This is a genomic window from Micromonospora sp. NPDC049139, from assembly GCF_055586845.1.
The window spans coordinates 1-17,012 of sequence record NZ_JBVJHK010000044.1 but is presented as its reverse complement, the minus strand read 5'-3'; the positions used below and the strand labels follow the sequence as shown (position 1 = coordinate 17,012).

At 68.2% G+C, this 17,012-nt stretch carries 19 protein-coding genes and 1 pseudogene; 8 read left to right on the top strand and 12 right to left on the bottom strand.

The window, feature by feature from the left end; all coding sequences use genetic code 11:
- Window positions 1–166: 166 nt before the first annotated feature.
- Window positions 167–1,174, top strand: coding sequence for a HEAT repeat domain-containing protein (locus ACZ6Q9_RS33805; protein ID WP_396831332.1), 1,008 nt, complete (start codon window positions 167–169; stop codon window positions 1,172–1,174).
- Between the two features lie 273 nt (window positions 1,175–1,447).
- Here ACZ6Q9_RS33805 and ACZ6Q9_RS33800 read toward each other — a convergent pair whose 3' ends face one another.
- The 4 genes from ACZ6Q9_RS33800 to ACZ6Q9_RS33785 all read right to left on the bottom strand — a co-directional run bounded on the left by ACZ6Q9_RS33800 (window position 1,448) and on the right by ACZ6Q9_RS33785 (window position 4,568).
- Window positions 1,448–2,092 carry a maleylpyruvate isomerase family mycothiol-dependent enzyme gene (locus tag ACZ6Q9_RS33800; protein ID WP_396831333.1) on the bottom strand — a complete coding sequence of 215 codons (645 nt, stop codon included), beginning with the start codon at window positions 2,090–2,092 and terminating at the stop codon, window positions 1,448–1,450.
- Between the two features lie 82 nt (window positions 2,093–2,174).
- Complete coding sequence (locus ACZ6Q9_RS33795) at window positions 2,175–3,038, bottom strand: tyrosine-type recombinase/integrase (RefSeq protein ID WP_396831335.1); 864 nt, start codon at window positions 3,036–3,038, stop codon at window positions 2,175–2,177.
- A 158-nt stretch (window positions 3,039–3,196) separates the two neighbouring features.
- Window positions 3,197–3,694: a hypothetical protein gene (locus ACZ6Q9_RS33790; protein WP_396831337.1), complete on the bottom strand. Its 498-nt coding sequence runs from the start codon at window positions 3,692–3,694 to the stop codon at window positions 3,197–3,199.
- Between the two features lie 208 nt (window positions 3,695–3,902).
- Window positions 3,903–4,568, bottom strand: coding sequence for a Type 1 glutamine amidotransferase-like domain-containing protein (locus ACZ6Q9_RS33785; RefSeq protein ID WP_396831338.1), 666 nt, complete (start codon window positions 4,566–4,568; stop codon window positions 3,903–3,905).
- 426 nt (window positions 4,569–4,994) lie between these two features.
- On the opposite strand from ACZ6Q9_RS33785, the pseudogene ACZ6Q9_RS33780 reads away from it, so the two are divergent.
- Together ACZ6Q9_RS33780 and ACZ6Q9_RS33775 are read left to right on the top strand one after the other, a co-directional pair.
- Window positions 4,995–5,243, top strand: a pseudogene (locus tag ACZ6Q9_RS33780) (IS110 family transposase); the annotation flags it as partial.
- A gap of 133 nt (window positions 5,244–5,376) precedes the next feature.
- Window positions 5,377–6,156 carry a transposase gene (locus ACZ6Q9_RS33775; protein ID WP_396831340.1) on the top strand — a complete coding sequence of 260 codons (780 nt, stop codon included), beginning with the start codon at window positions 5,377–5,379 and terminating at the stop codon, window positions 6,154–6,156.
- A 163-nt stretch (window positions 6,157–6,319) separates the two neighbouring features.
- Here the strand turns inward: ACZ6Q9_RS33775 and ACZ6Q9_RS33770 are convergent, their stop codons facing one another.
- Window positions 6,320–6,778, bottom strand: coding sequence for a hypothetical protein (locus tag ACZ6Q9_RS33770; protein WP_396831342.1), 459 nt, complete (start codon window positions 6,776–6,778; stop codon window positions 6,320–6,322).
- 214 nt (window positions 6,779–6,992) lie between these two features.
- Here ACZ6Q9_RS33770 and ACZ6Q9_RS33765 point away from each other — a divergent pair, with 214 nt between their 5' ends.
- Window positions 6,993–7,631, top strand: a complete 639-nt coding sequence (locus ACZ6Q9_RS33765; protein WP_396831344.1) for a class I SAM-dependent methyltransferase — start codon at window positions 6,993–6,995, stop codon at window positions 7,629–7,631.
- Between the two features lie 171 nt (window positions 7,632–7,802).
- Here ACZ6Q9_RS33765 and ACZ6Q9_RS33760 read toward each other — a convergent pair whose 3' ends face one another.
- Window positions 7,803–8,549, bottom strand: coding sequence for a tyrosine-type recombinase/integrase (locus ACZ6Q9_RS33760; protein ID WP_396831345.1), 747 nt, complete (start codon window positions 8,547–8,549; stop codon window positions 7,803–7,805).
- A 196-nt stretch (window positions 8,550–8,745) separates the two neighbouring features.
- Here ACZ6Q9_RS33760 and ACZ6Q9_RS33755 point away from each other — a divergent pair, with 196 nt between their 5' ends.
- The 3 genes from ACZ6Q9_RS33755 (at window position 8,746) to ACZ6Q9_RS33745 (ending at window position 10,826) form a co-directional block, all read left to right on the top strand.
- Window positions 8,746–9,390 (top strand): GNAT family N-acetyltransferase, encoded by a 645-nt coding sequence (locus ACZ6Q9_RS33755; RefSeq protein WP_396831347.1) that lies wholly within the window; start codon window positions 8,746–8,748, stop codon window positions 9,388–9,390.
- A gap of 239 nt (window positions 9,391–9,629) precedes the next feature.
- Entirely contained in the window at window positions 9,630–10,307 is a 678-nt protein-coding gene (locus ACZ6Q9_RS33750) for a hypothetical protein (RefSeq protein WP_396831349.1), read from the top strand.
- Between the two features lie 126 nt (window positions 10,308–10,433).
- Window positions 10,434–10,826 carry an Imm32 family immunity protein gene (locus ACZ6Q9_RS33745; protein WP_396831351.1) on the top strand — a complete coding sequence of 131 codons (393 nt, stop codon included), beginning with the start codon at window positions 10,434–10,436 and terminating at the stop codon, window positions 10,824–10,826.
- A gap of 189 nt (window positions 10,827–11,015) precedes the next feature.
- Here the strand turns inward: ACZ6Q9_RS33745 and ACZ6Q9_RS33740 are convergent, their stop codons facing one another.
- The 6 genes from ACZ6Q9_RS33740 to ACZ6Q9_RS33715 all read right to left on the bottom strand — a co-directional run bounded on the left by ACZ6Q9_RS33740 (window position 11,016) and on the right by ACZ6Q9_RS33715 (window position 15,726).
- Complete coding sequence (locus tag ACZ6Q9_RS33740; RefSeq protein WP_396831353.1) at window positions 11,016–11,141, bottom strand: hypothetical protein; 126 nt, start codon at window positions 11,139–11,141, stop codon at window positions 11,016–11,018.
- Between the two features lie 132 nt (window positions 11,142–11,273).
- Entirely contained in the window at window positions 11,274–12,176 is a 903-nt protein-coding gene (locus ACZ6Q9_RS33735) for an IS5 family transposase (RefSeq protein WP_396831355.1), read from the bottom strand.
- A 250-nt stretch (window positions 12,177–12,426) separates the two neighbouring features.
- Entirely contained in the window at window positions 12,427–12,858 is a 432-nt protein-coding gene (locus tag ACZ6Q9_RS33730; RefSeq protein WP_396831357.1) for a hypothetical protein, read from the bottom strand.
- A 67-nt stretch (window positions 12,859–12,925) separates the two neighbouring features.
- On the bottom strand, window positions 12,926–14,416 hold the full coding sequence (locus ACZ6Q9_RS33725) for an MFS transporter (RefSeq protein ID WP_396831358.1): 1,491 nt from the start codon (window positions 14,414–14,416) through the stop codon (window positions 12,926–12,928).
- A gap of 106 nt (window positions 14,417–14,522) precedes the next feature.
- Window positions 14,523–15,281: an SDR family oxidoreductase gene (locus ACZ6Q9_RS33720; RefSeq protein ID WP_396831359.1), complete on the bottom strand. Its 759-nt coding sequence runs from the start codon at window positions 15,279–15,281 to the stop codon at window positions 14,523–14,525.
- Between the two features lie 13 nt (window positions 15,282–15,294).
- On the bottom strand, window positions 15,295–15,726 hold the full coding sequence (locus tag ACZ6Q9_RS33715) for a carboxymuconolactone decarboxylase family protein (protein WP_396831361.1): 432 nt from the start codon (window positions 15,724–15,726) through the stop codon (window positions 15,295–15,297).
- A 241-nt stretch (window positions 15,727–15,967) separates the two neighbouring features.
- Here ACZ6Q9_RS33715 and ACZ6Q9_RS33710 point away from each other — a divergent pair, with 241 nt between their 5' ends.
- Complete coding sequence (locus tag ACZ6Q9_RS33710) at window positions 15,968–16,906, top strand: RNA polymerase sigma-70 factor (RefSeq protein WP_396831362.1); 939 nt, start codon at window positions 15,968–15,970, stop codon at window positions 16,904–16,906.
- The last annotated feature ends 106 nt before the right edge of the window (window positions 16,907–17,012 follow it).

The window sequence follows — 17,012 nt, the reverse complement described above, 5'->3', positions numbered from 1 at the left end:
CGCATCCAGTACCGCCCCGACCTCCTGACCAGCTTCCTCACCCACACCGGCCTGCCCCTCGACCCAGAACCGCCGTAACCCTGACCTTTCAACCTCTGTAGCCGAGGCACTCGACCGGTTCCTCGACGAAGGGAACTTCTACGGTCGCGACCTGATTGCTGGCGTCTTGGCCGGCATCCAGGGCGTGGCGGCGGTCCCGGCGCTGCTGCGCGCCTCGGCCCGCGAACTCGGGGACGACCAGGACAGCTTACAGACCGAAATCATCGACCTGCTGCACGGGGACCGGCCGGCCGCCCGGCGCGCAGTGCTTGAGTTGGTCACCGGTGACGCGCTCGAGTTGCGCCGCGAGGGGCTGTGGGCACTCGGGTTCGTGGCCGAAGCGCAGGACGTCGAACTGCTGGCCGGTGCGGCGACCGATGCCGACCCGAAAATCAGATCCGTGGCGATCGGCTCGATTCCTGACTCAGCCGCTGACGATCGAGCCTTCGAAGTGCTCGTCGAGGCGCTGCGCGACCTGGACGAGCAGGTACGAGTGTCGGCGATTAGCAGACTTGGCTACAGCGGCAGGGCTGACGCGGTGATGCCGCTCGCTGCCCTCGCCGCTGACCTGGCGCCGCGGGTACGGTCCATGGTCGCGTACGCACTCGGGCGCCTCGGCAACCGCGAGGCGACCCCGGCCCTGCTGCGGCTACTCAACGACCCCGATTCGCACGTCCGCGAGAACGCCCGCAACGCCCTCGGCTCGGTCGGCGGGCCGGCCGCAGTCGACGCCCTGCTCGCGCTCGCAGCTGACGAAGACCTGGAGCTGCGGGTCGAGGCCGCCGAAGCGCTCGCGAAGGCGGTCGATTCCGATCCCCGCGTGGCACCGCAGCTCACGGCGCTGGCGCGAGACGACCAGGCAGCGGTACGGGCGGCCACCATCCATGGATTAGTCGGCGCCGGTGGCAGGCCAACGCACTGGCGGAAACTCCTGGTTGAGCTCGCAACCGACCCGGCCCCCGACGTCCGTCAGCGGGTCGCGGTTGCGGCGCGACATCTCGCGCCTGACGCAGCCCCGGACATCCTCCACCGGTATGCCAGCGACCCCGACCCGATGGTACGCCGGCTCGCCGGCACCGAACTAGACCGACTGACCGACCCCACCGCCCACTGTCTGGCAACCAACAATCGGTGATTCCACGGCGCGGCGCCTGATAGACGAGCCGAAACACGTCCACTCATCGGCCAGTCCGGGCGCCGCCTGCCCTTCCCCGCATGACGATGCGTAGCGCACGGGTCGCGGCAGATGCGCGCTGATGTTCGGCCGGTGCCAGGACATGGCGATGACAGATTCCCGTGGCGAGTTCGTCGCTCTCGACGGTGAGCCGACCAGGGCCGCTACGCCGACCGCGAGCGGCCTCCGGGCTATGAACCCGGCAACGAGCCTGCCCGGAGCCCCGCCGATGGCCTAGATGCGGGCGCTCACCGTCTCGACGCCGTCGCCGGTGACGTCCGCAAGGTAGGCACGCCGGCCCGCGAGAACCATCACCAAAGCTTCCGTCGTTCCCCGGACGATCGGACCGTCACCGCTGTGGAACGGCCCGTCGATCGCCTCCCATCGCAGGCCTATGGCCACGTTGCGGCTGTTGACGGCGAAGTTCTTGGACACGAAGAACCGGGCGACCATGGTGGCCGCCTCGACCGATGGCCCGCCATGTAGTCCGAGCGGGCGGCGGATGTCCTGGCCATGCACGACGATCTCGCCCAGCCATGCGGCGGGGTGTCCCAAGGGCGCGGTGGTGGCCGAGATGGCTGCCCGGAACTTTGCAAGCGTTTCAGCGGGCGTCACACCGAGCTGCTCGTTCAAGCGGCGCCGGTTGTGCACGTCCGGGCGGAACCCGGCTGCGACCATGCTGCGGATCCAGCGGAACGGAGTCATGCGCGCGGCCGAGGTCAGGTGCGCCAGCGTCTCCTCTACGGTCCAGGATTCGCAGAGCGACGGGGCGGCCCACTGGGCCTCGGTCAGGTCGGCGAGATCGTCGGCCAGCTCCTTACGGGCGGCGATGATCTGGTCGGTCATGTGAGTCGGACCGACGGAATCGGCGGAGTTCATCGCTCAGTAGTTTAGTAACGGCAGAACCAACCGTGACAGCCATGATCGATTGCACTCTTCTCGGCAAAGCCGCGAGCGCTGGCTATGTCCCGGAGGCCATGTACGCGGCGAGGATGTAGTTGGGGTGGCGGTCGAGGTTCTTGCGGGCCCGGTCGTAGCGCATGGTGGTCCGCGGGTCGGCGTGGCGGGCGGCGATCTGTACTTCGCGGAGGCTGACGCCGGCGTCGAGCATGGTGGTCACGAATGTGTGGCGCAGCATGTGGGGGTGCATCCTCGGCATACGGACCCCCGCGGCAACGGCGAGGTGCTTGAGTCGGCGGGTGGCGGCGTGCCGGTCCATCCGCCGTCCGTGGGTGTTGCGCAGGATCGGCCCGTTGGTGCGCTCGTCGACGGCCCGCTCGATGGCCCTGGCGACCTCGGGTGGCAGCGGGACGAGGGCGACCTTGCCTCCTTTGCCGCGCACGCGCAGGACCCGGTGGCCGTGTTCCTCGCCCAGGTCGGCGATGTTCGACCCGCAGGCTTCGAAGATCCGCAAACCGAGCAGACCCAAGAGCGCGACCAGTGCGAAGTCGTTCAGGTTCGGGGACTTCCGGGCGGTGGTGATCAGGGCTTCGAACTGCAGGTGACCTAGCCCGAGGGTCGGCGACTCGGCCGGCACCGTGGGCCGACGGACGTAGTCGGCCGGCGAGTGCTCCAGGATGGCGTCGATGACGCAGACCCGATAGAACCCGACCACCACCGACAGTCGCCGCGAGACCGTCGAGGGCTGGTAGCGACGCACGTCTTGCAGCCAGCGCACGTACCGCTCGATGTCCACCCGCGCCGCAGCCAACGGGTCAAGGCCGTGGTCGGTGCACCAGCGCAGGAAGATCCGCAGGCCGGACTCGGTATGGACGCGGGTTTGGCCACGGTAGCGACCCAGGAAGGCCGACACTGCGGCGCGCACAACGAGTTGATCGGCAGGTACGACACTGGAAGCCGAAACAGGAGAGATAGCCATACGTCACCGTGCGTCACCACCGGTGACGAACGCCAGTCCACCTGGAGCGGCATGAGCGCGCACGGGATCATGCCGGGCAGTACCCGTTCCTTCGGGGGTCGTGCTCACCGGCTGCCTTCCCGGCTGCGGATGTAAGCCTCGATCTCCTCGTCGGTCGGCCCATCGAAATAGTGGTAGGGCGCGACCGAGACACCTTCGCAAATCCTGCGCGGGTGATCCTCGGATGCATCTGGGTCCAGATCGCGCGCCCCGCGTGACCCCATCGAGAAGATGGCGAAGCCGGGCTCGAAGCGGTAGCCGATGTCGATCGGCTCGTACTGATGACCCCTCGCCTCCAAGTCCGCGACCACGTCGTCCAAGAACCGGAACGTCAGCTGAACGCCGTCGTAGAACACCTCCTCGCCACCGTCACCGGCGTAGGCGATCTCTACGATCTCAACTGTGTCCTCGTCGGTGTAGGTCAGCACCAGCATCGGGCTCGTCTCGTACACCGCCCTACTGTGCCGTCCGGGATGGACGGGCGGGCCGAGTCGGCTCTCAACCATGTCGCGGCTTTCGCCGACCTTCGCCAATGCCACACCCTCGCCCGGCAAAATCTCCATGCGGCGCATGTTGCCACGACCTCGTCGCGGGCGAGCCCTGCGGCGCTGCTGATCCAGCCAACATGGTCGGCGGGCTTGCGTAGAGTCCGGTCATCGGCAGCATGATCGAACGCACTGGCATCGGCACGACCGGACGGCAACTCGCCAGCTTGTCGACGCCGCGTAGCACGCGGATCGCGGCAGATCCGGATGGCCGCCGAGTTGACAATTACCCGAATTTCGTCCATTGCCCTTCAGAAATCACTTCGACGGAGCCGTCGACGACCTTGATGGCCGTCTGTTCGTCGATGGCGTAGGCCGGGACGCCGATGTCGGCCGCCCACCGCTCGGCGTCGGCCAGGGTGTTCGTGGGGAAGAGGTTCAGGTGCGGGAAGATCGAGAAGTCGACGACTCCCAAAGCTCGGTCGTCCGGCGCCGACGGCCATTCGACGAAGTACGACCCGATCCGGGGTGTCATCACCATGCTTCCCGCGCTCACCCCCACCCAGACGGTGTCGGGCAGCGAGGGCAGCAGATCGGCCAGCCCGGACTCTCGCATCCAGTGACACAGGTATGTCGCGTCGCCACCGTCGACCAGCAGCACATCGGTCTCCCGGACCCAGGGAATCCATCGCTCTGCGTCGATGCTGGGCAGCGCCGTGAGCTCGAGGACACCGAGCGAAGCCCAGCCCAGGCCGGACAGGTACCGCCAATCGGAAGCGAGGTCGGCGGCCACGAAGCCCTGCACCGATGCCGGTCCGCACATCGGGTGACCCCACTGTGCTGTCGGGACGCAGAGGGCCCGGCACTCGGAGACCGGCTTACCGAGAAGCTGCACGAGCGCCGAGTGGATGCTTGGGTTCGTTACACCGCCGGACGTAAGCAAAAGCTTCAAGATACCTCCAAGATCGTGAGCGGAGTTGAACGCGCTCGATGGTCAGGCGGACCGAGCCGGGACACATCGTAGGCCGAACGTCTGCCTCCGGACGTCCGGGAGATTGCTGCGGCGAATACCGCATCCGGTCCTATCTCGCACAGTGCATGCGCCTGACCGAGACGCGTCGGATGGTCCTGTCGCGACGACCGCTCATCGGCTACTTATCTACTGGTGGTACGACCGCAGCCCGGCCAGGCGTGGTCGAGGTGACCGGCGGGGTCGCTCTCTCATCGGCTGCCCACCGCGTTCTGGTATGGCTCACTCATGGCATGCGTCCTGCCGGTCACCGTGGCGCGGAGAGGCTCAAGTCAGGGGTCTGCCCAGCTCGAAGTAGCGCTGCCCTCCTCGCCGGATTCAGCCCCGGTCTGATCGAGGAGGACGAGCGTGGGACAGGTCATCATCGGTGTGGATCCGCACAAGCGGTCCGCGACGATCGAGATCATCAACGGCCGCGAGAAGATCCTCGCGCAGGGTCGGTTCGGCACCGACCGCGACGGCTACCAGACGATGCTCAAGTTCGGCCGTCAGCACAAGGACCGGATTTGGGCGGTGGAGGGGTGCAACGGCATCGGCCGGCACATCGCCCAACGCCTCGTCGCTGACGGCGAAACGGTGGTGGACGTGCCGGCGAAACTGTCCGCGCGGGCCCGGGTGTTCGACACCGGCCAGGGCCGCAAGACCGACCCGGTCGACCCACAGCGTCGCCGTCGCAGCCCTGCGCGCCAAGGGTTTACGGCAGGTCACCGTCGACGACCTGACCGTTGCGTTGAGGCTGCTGGCCGACCGCCGCGACGGCCTCGGCCACGCCCGCACCGACCTGCTCAACCCCATCCACCAACTGCTGCTGGAACTGCTGCCCGGCGGGGCGAAGAAGTTCCTGTCCGCTCCGCAGGCCCGCGCCCTGCTCAATACCGTCCGGCCGCGCGATCTGGTCGGGCGCACCCGCCGCCGGCTCGCGTCCGAGCTGATCACCGAACTGGTCCAGGTCGACAAGAAGATCAAGGCCGCGGACAAGGAACTGACCGAGCTCGTCGCAACCACCGGCAGCAGCCTGCAGGACCTCCACGGCATCGGCCCGTCCGGCGCCGCCCGCCTGATCGGTGACGTCGCGGACATCAGCCGCTTCGCCACCCGCGGGCACTTCGCGTCCTGGAACGGCACCGCACCCCTGGACGCCTCATCCGGTGACCAACAACGCCACCGCCTGTCCCGGGCCGGGAACCGGCGCATCAACCGAGCCCTCCACATCATGGCCGTCGTCCAGCTACGCCATGACACCGAAGGCCGCGCCTACTACCGGCGCAAACTCGCCGCCGGCAAAACACCGATGGAGGCCATGCGCGCACTCAAGCGCCGGCTGTCCGACATCGTCTACAAGCAAATGATCAAGGACGCCAAGAACGCCGGGACGGGCCCGGGAGGACACGTGGGGGCGACTCTTCAATCCAGCGCGGTCGACCCGAGCCCCATGATCGACACTTCGGAACAGTCACTTCCCGGACCCGCCGAACCCCAGCCTAGAACACCGCTCTTTGCCGCCTCTTGATGACACAGAGGGGTGCCATGTCCGAACGGTGTCGCGCCTGTACGTGCATGGGTCGACGGATACCGGTCGTGACGGACGCGCCAGCGCCGTCGCGCGCTGCCTGCGGCATGACAGGACAGAGTCGGACGTCGAGGCCGTGCACACGTACGTGGAGGCGGCTTTGTTACGCCGGGCGCCAGCTGGCGCGGTAGCCAGGGCCGTTGGTGTGGTATCGCGGTCGCGTCGGTGGGTCCCAGCGCCACTCGACCTTCATCCGACGGGCGTCCGTCGGCATCATGCGGTGTGGCTGGAGCAGCCTGGTCAGTTCGTCGTAGCGGATGTTCACACCGCCGTGGCCAGGGTGGCTGTCTGGCGTGGCGGTGTCAGCCTCGTAGCGCCCGTTCCACTCGACGAAGATGGCCCACTGTTCACGTTCCCAGGCCAGCGCGGTTTGGCCGGCTGGCCAGACGAAGTGCTCGTCGTCGGGATCGCCGGGGCGTGCGTAGTCGTTAAGCGCCCGGAAGTAGTGCGGCACTCCGCCGATGTCAGCCAGGCCGCCTCGCGGCCCGTCGTACCAATCCAGCTCGACGTAGACGGGTTCGAACCCTTCGTCCTTCGAGGCATCGTCGCGGGAGTCGACCACTGAAGAAGTCTAGCCAGCCTCGGCCCGATGAATCGCAGCGCGCAGGCGGCCCACTACGCTCCTCGAGAGCGCGCGTCCGATCGTTGTCGGCAGCAGATCCGTGTGCGCGATCATGGTCTGCATACAGGACGGTCACGACGGTTTCATTCGCGCGGACCGATGGTCGCATTGCCCAGGACAACGCCACCGCGCGAGTCGGGCTAGCGTGCTCCGCATGCGCGTTCCCGGTTGGCTCGACGACACACGGACTTCCTACGACACCGTGGCGGTCAGCTACGCCGACCTGCTGCGGAACGCCCTTGCCGGTGAGCCGTTCCAGCGGGGCATCCTGGCGCTCTTCGCCGAGCTGGTGCGCGCCCAGGGGAACGGGCCGGTCGCCGACGTCGGCTGCGGTCCGGGCCGGATCACCGCCTACCTGCACGGCATCGGCCTGGACACGTTCGGCGTTGACCTATCGCCCGCGATGATCGACGTGGCCCGGCGGGACCATCCCGGCCTGCGGTTCGAGGTCGGCTCCATGACGGGTCTCGAACTGGCTGATGGTTCCCTGACCGGCCTGCTCGCGTGGTTCTCCCTGATCCACGTCCCCGACGACGAGATCCCCATGGTCCTCGCCGAGTTCTTTCGGGTGCTGCGGCCTGGCGGGGCCCTGCTGCTGGGCTTCCATGCCGGGGACGGCAGCAAGCTCAAGACGGAGGGCTACGGCGGCCACCCAATGAATGTCTACGTGCGCCGGCGGCCACCGGCTCGGGTCGCGACTTGGCTGGACGCTGCCGGCTTCACTGTCGAGGCAGAGATGTCGCATCGCCCAGCCCCGAACGTCGAGGGTGGCTTCGTCTTCGCCCATCGGTGAGGTAGGCGGGGCGGCAACGGTGATCGAGGTTGCCGATAGGCCACACGGCCTGCTCACCACCTTCGACGTTCTGGCTCGGTTCGACGCCTGCGTCAATATCAGAGGGCCTGCGCGGCACCCCATCCCCACTTTGTCCGGTGCCCGCTCCTCGATAGAGCCGTGAGCGGCTGATCATGTACCGGAGGCCATGTAGGCAGCGAGGATGTAGTTGGGGTGCCGGTCGAGGTTCTTCCGGGCTCGGTCGTAGCGCATGGTGGTGCGCGGATCGACGTGGCGGGCGACGATCTGCACGTCGCGCAGGCTGACGCCGGCGTCGAGCATGGTGGTCACGAAGGTGTGGCGCAGCATGTGGGGGTGCATCCTTGGCATCCGGATCCCCGCCGCGTAAGCGAGGTGCTTGAGCCGGCGGGTGGCGGCGTGCCGGTCCATCCGCACACCGAGCGTGTTGCGCAGGATCGGCCCGCTGGTGCGCTCGTCGACAGCCCTGTCGATGGCTCGGGCCACCGCGGGTGGCAGCGGGACAAGCACGACCTTGCCGCCCTTGCCATGCACCCGTAAGACCCGGTGGCCGTGCTCCTCGCCTAGGTCGGCGATGTTCGACCCGCAAGCTTCGAAGATCCGCAGCCCGAGCAGGCCCAAGAGCGCGACCAGGGCGAAGTCGTTCGGGTTCGAGGACTTGCGGGCGGTGGTGATCAGGGCCTCGAACTGCAGGTGCCCCAGCCCGAGGGTCGGCGACTCGGCCGGCACCGTGGGCCGGCGGACATAGTCGGCAGGCGAGTGCTCCAGGATGGCGTCGATCACGCAGACCCGATAGAACCCGACCACCACCGACAGGCGCCGCGACACCGTCGAGGGCTGGTACCGGCGAACGTCTTGCAGCCAGCGCACGTACCGCTCGACGTCCACCCGCGCCGCCACCAGCGGACGGAGGCCTTGGTCGGTGCACCGGCGCAGGAACACACGTAGGTCGGACTCAGTATGGACGCGAGTCTGGCCACGGTAGCGGCCCAGGAAGGCGGACACCGCAGCGCGCACAACGAGTTGATCGGCAGGTACGACACTGGGAGCCGAAGCAGGAGAGGTAGTCATACATCACCGTGCGCCACCATCGGCGATGAACACCAGCCCACGCGAAGCGGCAGAAGCGGACACGTCCGATCTCCACGGGCTGTCGGACGCTGGTGGTAGCTTCGCCCTCGTTGATGGATGCCGGCCAGGTTTGGAGACGCTTGTGGCTGAGGTGGCGCTGCGACCGGTCGACGACTCCGATCTCGACGCCTTGTTCGAGCAGATGCGGGACCCCGAGTCGGTCCGGATGGCGGCCTTCACCGCCAAGGATCCCGACGATCGCGCCGCTTTTGATGCCCACATGGCGAAGGTCAGGACGTCCCCTGATGTCACCACCCGCGTCATCACACTCGATGGGCGGGTCGTCGGCAGCATCAGCAGCTTCGTCATCGACGGCGACACCGAGGTCACCTATTGGATCGACAGGTCGTTCTGGGGGCAGGGAATCGCTTCCCGGGCGCTGGCCCTCCTCCTGGTATTGGTTCATGTCCGGCCCTTGTTCGGCCGTGCCACGAGCGACAACGTGGGATCGCTGAAGGTGCTGCAGCGGGCAGGATTCGCGATCACCGGTACCGAGATCTCCTTCGCCAACGGGCGCAACGAAGAGACTGAGGAAACGATCCTGCGCCTCGATGAGCCCTCGGCGAGCGCGCCGTTCGATACGGCGAACGCGGAGAAGCGGACGCACTGATCTCGGCACGACCGGGCGTTCGCACGGGCTCCCAGACCTCAGACGACGTGTACGCGACGTGACCGGCGCTCGGGCAGCCAGCGCGCTTACTCCGCGGCAAATGAGGACACGTTCAGGAGCAGGTCGAGGTTGATGCTATATCTACCGGCGATCATCGCTGTCGACCCGCCATCACCCGACCAGCGCTGTCACGATTGGCTGCGGGCCGGGTGCTGGGGCTATCTGCTATGGTCGCCGCCATGGCTGCCGTATGGCGGATCGCGAACTATCACCAAGCCAAGGCACCGGTGACCGAGCCGGTCACCAAGTTCGGCGGTCAGCCCGTCTGGCTTACCGGACCGCAGTGGCCGGTCAGCCAAGGCTGGGACACCCCGATGCGGTTCGTCTGCCAGATCGCATTGGAGCCCGAGCTCGCCGGTGCCGGCCCGGGGCGGCTGGCCTACGTGTTCGTCACCCATGGCGACCACGGCAGCGACGTGGAGCACTTCGACCCGGACGTCATCTTCCCCGACAGCGGCGAGAACGCCGTCATCATCCAGCCCGGCGGCGTCTTCGACGGGGCGACCAGCCCACTGACCAGCGGCCCAACCCTCTACCACGGCGACGGGTCGCCGGCGGAGTACACCGTCGAGCTGATTCGCGGCGAGGACCCCGAGCACCTGCCGTACGACGCCTACATGGCGCTGCCGCCAGACGAACGGGACCGCTACTTCCAGGCACTGGACCAGGACAAGATCGGCGGGACGGCGCTGATGCTCAACGAGCACGACTGGCCCAAGAGCGGGCCGTGGCGGCCCCTACTGCGCCTCGATGCGAACTGGAAACCGTTCTACCTCAACCTCGGCGCCGCACCGGTGGCGTTCGCGTTCATCTCCACCGACGGCCGGCACGGGTGTTTCCTCGTCCAAGACTCGTAGTCAATCCTGCCCGTACGCCAGTCGCCAGCGGCGAGCACAACGCGCCCTGTCGGCGCGCGCCTCGCGGCAGATCCGGAAGGCGGTGCCGGCGACGCGAGGGGCCGCGAGGTGAAGGACAATGCACCGGTGGACGATTACCGGCGCTGCCGTCTCTCCGTCAGCGACGGCGAGCTGGAGCTTGCCGGCCCGCCGGCTGCCCTCCGCGCCCTCGGCCGGCTGCTACGCGAACATGCTGAGCCCTTTGACGTGGCGATCACCGGCGGGGCCGTCGGCCAAGAGGTGACCGCCGGCCCGCTGCTTGTCAGTCTGCAAGGCGGAACCACGCTACATTTCTCCGGTGGTCGCGAGTATCTCGACATCATCTGGGACGCGCTCGATGGTGTGGCCGAGCAAGCCGAGACCGCCGATGACCGGACAGTCAACCGGCATCAGCACATCGAGTACCTTTCTGGTGACGACTACCGGTCGCCGGACTCAGTTCCATTGATCATCGTGGCCGACTGGCCGGATGCGCCGTAGCGGATAGCGCACAGATCTCGGCACGACTGGACGCCGGCGACCGGCGCTGACATCCCCCTCGGTGACGAGCGCTTCGCGGCAGATCCGTGCATGTGACCTTGGCTTCGGGCTGCGACGGCCGCTGGCCGAATGCAAACGGTTTCTCGGACGAATTGGACGGCATCCGCGGGTTACGCGAAGACCGCGTCCTCAGGCGAACTCGCGCGCGGTGGATTCCAGCCTCTCGCGGTAGGCGGCCCACCACGCCTCGTCTCCCTCGACCACGTTGTCGCCGGGCCGCCGCCAGCCGACCTGGCCGCCGACCAGTTCGCGCACGATGTCGGCGTGCCCAGCGTGCCGGTTCAGCTGATCAGGATGACAAGAGCCGTGTAACGGGAGACTGTTACGCACGGTTCTGTGGGAGCCCGGGGGTGAAATCCCCCCGGGCCACCCGACCTAGCCCGTGTTTCATAAGGCTCGGAGCCACTGGTTGATGATGGCGATGGTGACGGTGGCTTCGTAGCGGACGGCGAGTTTGTCGTAGCGGGTGGCCATGGCCCGGTGCTGCTTGAGCTGGTTGATGCCGCACTCCACGGCGTGCCGCATTCGGTAGTCGGCGGGGTTGAAGGCGGGCGGCCGGCCGCCTTTGGATCCCTTGGCCTTGCGGTGGGCGTCCTGGTCGGCCTTGCTCGGGATGCAGACTCGGATCTTTCGGCGGCGGGCATACCCGCGGTTGCTGCGGCTGGTGTAGGCCTCGTCGGCCAGGACCAGGTCGGGACGGGTGCGGGGTCGGCCGCCGCCGACCCGGTACACCTTGATCCGCTCCAGGACGGTGATGAACTGCGGGCTGTCTCCGCGCTGCCCAGCGGTGATCACCACGGCGAGGGTCTTGCGGCCCTGCTCACAGGCCAGGTGCGTCTTGGTGGTGAATCCGCCCCTCGATCGGCCCAGCCCGTGATCGTCGGGCTCGGCGGCAACGCCACCCGGGGGTTCCTTCTGCAGGTGGCCGTCGCGTCGGGCGCCCGCGGCGTGCTGGTGGGCGCGGCTGATCGTGGAGTCGACGCTCACCGTCCAGGCGATCTTGCCGGCGGCGTCCGCTGCGGCCTGCAACCCTGCCAGGACCTTCGCCCAGGTGCCGTCACGCTGCCATCGCCGGAACCAGCGATACAAGGTCTGCCATGGGGCGTACACCTCGGGCACATCCCGCCACGGCGTTCCGGTCCGGACCCGCCACCGGATCCCGTTGATGATCTGTCGTTTCGTCCACCGCGGCGGACGTCCCCGGCTCGGCTCCGCAGGCAGGACGGGCCGCAGCCCCGCCCACTGAGCGTCGGTGAGATCGTGCCGCCTCGCTGCCGCTACCCTGGGCACGAGGTCTCCGGTCGGTCTTCGGTTTGCTTGGTCGCTAACCGATCTACCGGAGACCTCAACTTTTATCGATCACCGCCACGCCGGGCCTACCTCACCACCCACCAGGCCCTTACGAAACACGCGCTAGCCGCCGGCCGGGCTTGCGGCCGGCGACGACGCCGCGGCAGATCCATCCCGGGTGGCTTTGCCAGGAAACCCGATGAGCATGGACGAGGACCAGCCGTTCTCGCCAGACGGGTGAGTCGGGCTCTCAGATCGGTGGGCGGTGCGGGCGGGGGCGGGTCGCCCATACCTGTGCCACGAGGACAGCGCTCGCGCCGAACAGCGCCACGCCGAGAGGGACGTGGACGGCAAGCTTTCCGCTCCCACCGACCACGAACTGGATGCCGATCAGCACGAGAAGGACCGCACTGGCGGCCAGGTATCGCAGCGACCCGTGACCCGCCCGCCACACCAGGAGCGCGGCGATGATCTGCAGGACCATCGCGACCGTGACGAAGGGGCCGGTGGCATCATGCAACTGGCTGTCGCCCTCGCTGGACAGGAGCTGTCCAGCGGTGATCCCCTGCACCAGCAGCGCGGCGGCCAGCAACACCGTGCTCGCCTTCATCAGGCCGAAGAATCGGGGATGCGCGGGCCGCTCCGCATGAGCGGAGGAGGGCAGCTTGCTTGGCGTTGACACAGGATCGCTCCTCGGTGGGTGGTCGGGTGCCGGTGGGTTGAGGTGTCGGCTCTCGGCGGATGTGCCCTCAGGCGGGTACGAGCAGCGGCTCGGCGCTCCCGGCGCCCTCGGCAGCGCCCTGGTGCCCGGGGCGTGGGGCGTTCATCAACACGGCGACGATCAGCGCGCCAACCGCGATGATCCCCGCGGCCCAGGCGCTGGCCGCCCCGAAGCCCTCCACCATGGCCTGCCTGGCGACGGCCGGGCCCGAACCGTGCGAGGCCAGGTAGTCCACGGTCGCGCCGGTGGCAATGGTGTTGAGCAGCGCGGTGCCGATCGAACTGCCGATCTGCTGCGCGGTGTTGAAGCTGGCCGAGGCCACGCCCGAGTCGCCCTGGTCGACGCCGTGGGTGGCGTAGTTGAGGGCCACCGGCATGATCATGCCCGCGCCGAAGCCAAGCAGCAGCTGCGCGACCAATACGCCGCCGGCATATCCGGTGCCGGCGTCGAGGGTGAGCATCCACAGCATGCCGCCGCAGCTGACGAGCATGCCGGGCACGATCAGCGCCCGCGGCGGGAGCTTGGGCAGCAGCCGGGTGGCGAGGCCACCGGCCGATATCAGGACCGCCACGGTCATCGGGAGGAAGGCCACGCCCGTCCTGATCGGCGAGTATCCCTTGACGACCTGCATGTAGTAGGTCATGAAGAGGAACGCCCCGAACATTCCGATGATCGCCATGCCGACGGACAGGTAGGCACCGGCGCGGGTGCGGTCGGCGATCACCCGCAGCGGCAGCAGCGGCTGCCGCACCCGGCCCTCCACGAGGGCGAAGGCAGCGAGCAGCACTGCGCCGGCGGCCAGCAGGCCGATGACTCTCGTCGAGCCCCAGCCGGCGGACTCGGCCTGGCTGGTGGCGTACACGATCGCGACCAGCCCGCCGGTCACCAGCAGCACGCCGGGTATGTCGAAGCGGGCCTTATCCGCGCGCCGCGACTCGGCGAGCACCGCGTACCCGCCGATCGCCGCGATCAGCGCCAGCGGGATGTTGACGTAGAGGCACCAGCGCCAGTCCAGGTAGTCGGTCAGTGCCCCGCCGGCCAGCAGCCCGACCGCGCCGCCAGCGGCGGAGATGGCGCCCCAGATCCCGAAGGCCTTGGCGCGGTCCCTCGGCTGGGTGAACGTCACCGTCAGCAGGGACAGCGCGGACGGCCCGAGCAGTGCGCCGAACGCGCCCTGCAGGACGCGTGCGGTCAACAGCATCTCGAAGTTGGTCGCCGCGCCGCCGAGCGCCGACGCCGCGGTGAAGCCGAGCAGCGCGACCAGGAAGGCCCGCTTACGGCCGGTGTAGTCGGCGATCCGGCCGCCGAGCAACAGCAGGCTGCCGAACGCCAGCGTGTACCCGGTCAGGATCCACTGCCGGTCGCCGTCGGAGATCCCCAGGTCGCGCTGGAGCGACGGCAGCGCAATGTTCACGACGGTCGCGTCCAGGATGATCATGAGCTGACCCAGCCCGATGAAGAACAGCGCGGCCCAGCGGCGGGACGTAGCCGCCGGAGCCTGCGCCTTTGTGTGTGCCATGACTTTCGTCCTCGCTAGTTGGTGGTGTCGCGCGCCGCGGGATCGTTCAGCAGCGCCTCGGTACCGAGACCGGTGAGCCGGCCGCGCACGGCCGGCTCACGCAGGGTCAGGGTTGGGTGTCGAGCCACTCCTGGAAGGTGGGGCCGGCGAGCTTGGCGTGCGGGCTGGGCAGGAACCCGCCGTTGGCGGCGATCTCGGCATCGGGCATGCCGGAGCCGTCGACCCCGACGACCTTGATGCCTCGGCGGGCGCCGAGAAGTTGGGCTGCCGCCGCCATGGTCTCCTTGCAAGGTCCGGCGATCTCGGGGATCTGTGCTCGTAAGGCGGGCATGCCGGGGTCGGTGGCGAGGTCGACGAGTTCCTCGGCCACGGTGCGGCAGGCCACGAGCTGGGTGGGCAGGGCCGGGATGTAGGCAACGTCGCCCTGCCGCCAGTCCAGGAGCTGACCGACGAACTCGTGGAACTGCGCGGCCCGCAGGATGCGGACGGGGAGCGGACCGGACAGGAGGAGTTCCTCGTGTACCTTCTTGGCGGCGACGAAACCGGCGGTGGCCTTGTCGACGCCGATGATGGACGCCATGGCGATCTGGGCGACCCCCGCCTTCTGGCCCGCCTCATGCAGATTGCGGGCCGACGTGCGGAAGAACTGCGTCGCCGCCTCCTGGTCGGAGGAGTGCCACGAGGCGACGTCGATGATGGCTTCGACCCCGGTGAGGGCCTCGGCGAGACCCTCACCGGTGATGATGTCCACGCCGGTGGCTCGGGACATCGGCACGACCCGGTGCCCCTGCTCGGTGAGGACGTCGACGACGTGACGGCCCAGCCGGCCGGTTGCTCCCGCCACCGCGAACTTGGTGATGCTCATGCTGGTGCCTTTCTTACTCGCTGTAGTTCTGGCCGGGGGGCATGCCGGGGATCGGCTTGGCGATGAGAGCGGCGGGGGTGAAGAACCCGATGTGGGCGATCGCCATGATGAGCGACCACATCGCCTTGTCGTCGTAGTGCACGGACGCCTTGGCGTACAGCTCATCGGGGACGCGCTCCCCTGCCGGGTTCGGGGTGAGGACCGCCTCCACGAGCTCCAGCGCAACCCGTTCGGCGTCGGTGAAGTAGGTGGCGTCGTGCCAGGTGGCCACGGCGGTGATCCGCTCCTCTGATTCCCCAATCCTGCGGAGGTTGCTGGTTTCCCGGATGGTGAAGTACGTGCTGCCGAGGATCTGCCCGGCGCGCAGGTGCAGCAGGCTGATGGTGGTCGGGGGAACCGGACCGTTCCTGAGGGCCTTGTGCAGACCCTCGCCAACTTCCGCCATCTCGGGGATGAAGGGGAGCGGATTGGGCATGCGCGACCGGAGGCCGGTCGTCGTGGGTGCAGACATGCTGAGACTTCCTCACTCGTAGCGTTGCGTCATTACGAGCAAGAGATCCCGGCGGCCCGCTCCCTGTGACACCGGGACCCATGTGACATAGACCACCGATCGTCGGTGTCACAGAGCGGCGGGGCCGGGATCGTATGGATATGGCGCGGTCGCGAGCGAACAGGCAGGAACAGCGATGACCGAACGAAACGAGCAGCCGACAGGCACAGCCGAGTCCCTCGCTCGTGACAACCCCATGGACTCGGCCACCGAGGCGTTCGTCGCCCACCGAAACCTGCTGTTCACCATTGCCTACGAGATGCTCGGTTCCGCCGCCGACGCCGAGGACGTCCTGCAGGAGACCTGGCTGCGGTGGGTGGGCGTCGACCTGAGCGTGGTGCTGGACCAGCGCGCGTTCCTGATCCGGATCGCCAGCAGACAGGCGCTGAAACGGCTGCGGACGCTGGGCCGGCGCAAGGAGTCCTACGTCGGGCCGTGGCTACCCGAGCCGCTGCTGACCGCGCCCGATGTGGCCGAGGACGTCGAGTTGGCCGACAGCGTCTCGATGGCGATGCTGCTGGTGATGGAGACGCTCGGGCCGACCGAGCGGGCGGTGTTCGTGCTGCGCGAGGTGTTCGACCTGGACTACGACGAGATCGCCGAAGCCGTCGACAAGACCCCGGACGCAGTCCGCCAGATCGCCCACCGGGCACGGGCACACGTCGCCGCGCGCCGACCGCGCGGCACCGGCTCCCCTGCCGAGCACCGAGCCGCGCTCCAGGCCTTCCAGCGAGCTGTCGCAACCGGCGACCTGCAGAGCCTGCTCGACATCCTCGCACCGGACGTCGTCGCCCTGAGCGACGGCGGCGGAGTCAAGCACGCCCTGCTGCGGCCCGTCGTGGGGATCGACAACGTGGCTCGCTTGCTGGCCGTCGGCTGGTGGAAACGCGATGCAGAGAGGTCGGTCGAGCTGGTGCAGGTCAATGGCGGCCCTGGCCTGCTCGTGCGAATCGACGGAGAGATCGACGGCGTGGTGGCGGTACGAGTGGAGAACGGCTACGTCACCGGCGCCTACCACGTGCGCAATCCGGAAAAGCTGTCGCGTATGGAGCGGGAGACCGCAGTGACCCGCTAGGTCGGGTGGCCCGGGGGGGTGTCCCTATGGGTTTCGTCAAGCGGTGATCGGCGGTGTGGGGCGGGGCTGGTAGGGGATCTTGTCGCGGAGCATGGCGAACAGGACG

What these genes read in the sequence shown, in the direction of transcription:
- ACZ6Q9_RS33800 (WP_396831333.1), bottom strand. Translation starts at nt 2,092, where the DNA reads ATGAACTCCGCCGATTCCGTCGGTCCGACTCACATGACCGACCAGATC.
- ACZ6Q9_RS33790 (WP_396831337.1), bottom strand. Translation starts at nt 3,694, where the DNA reads ATGGAGATTTTGCCGGGCGAGGGTGTGGCATTGGCGAAGGTCGGCGAA.
- ACZ6Q9_RS33765 (WP_396831344.1), top strand. Translation starts at nt 6,993, where the DNA reads ATGCGCGTTCCCGGTTGGCTCGACGACACACGGACTTCCTACGACACC.
- ACZ6Q9_RS33755 (WP_396831347.1), top strand. Translation starts at nt 8,746, where the DNA reads ATGAACACCAGCCCACGCGAAGCGGCAGAAGCGGACACGTCCGATCTC.
- ACZ6Q9_RS33750 (WP_396831349.1), top strand. Translation starts at nt 9,630, where the DNA reads ATGGCTGCCGTATGGCGGATCGCGAACTATCACCAAGCCAAGGCACCG.
- ACZ6Q9_RS33725 (WP_396831358.1), bottom strand. Translation starts at nt 14,416, where the DNA reads ATGGCACACACAAAGGCGCAGGCTCCGGCGGCTACGTCCCGCCGCTGG.
- ACZ6Q9_RS33720 (WP_396831359.1), bottom strand. Translation starts at nt 15,281, where the DNA reads ATGAGCATCACCAAGTTCGCGGTGGCGGGAGCAACCGGCCGGCTGGGC.
- ACZ6Q9_RS33715 (WP_396831361.1), bottom strand. Translation starts at nt 15,726, where the DNA reads ATGGCGGAAGTTGGCGAGGGTCTGCACAAGGCCCTCAGGAACGGTCCG.
- ACZ6Q9_RS33710 (WP_396831362.1), top strand. Translation starts at nt 15,968, where the DNA reads ATGACCGAACGAAACGAGCAGCCGACAGGCACAGCCGAGTCCCTCGCT.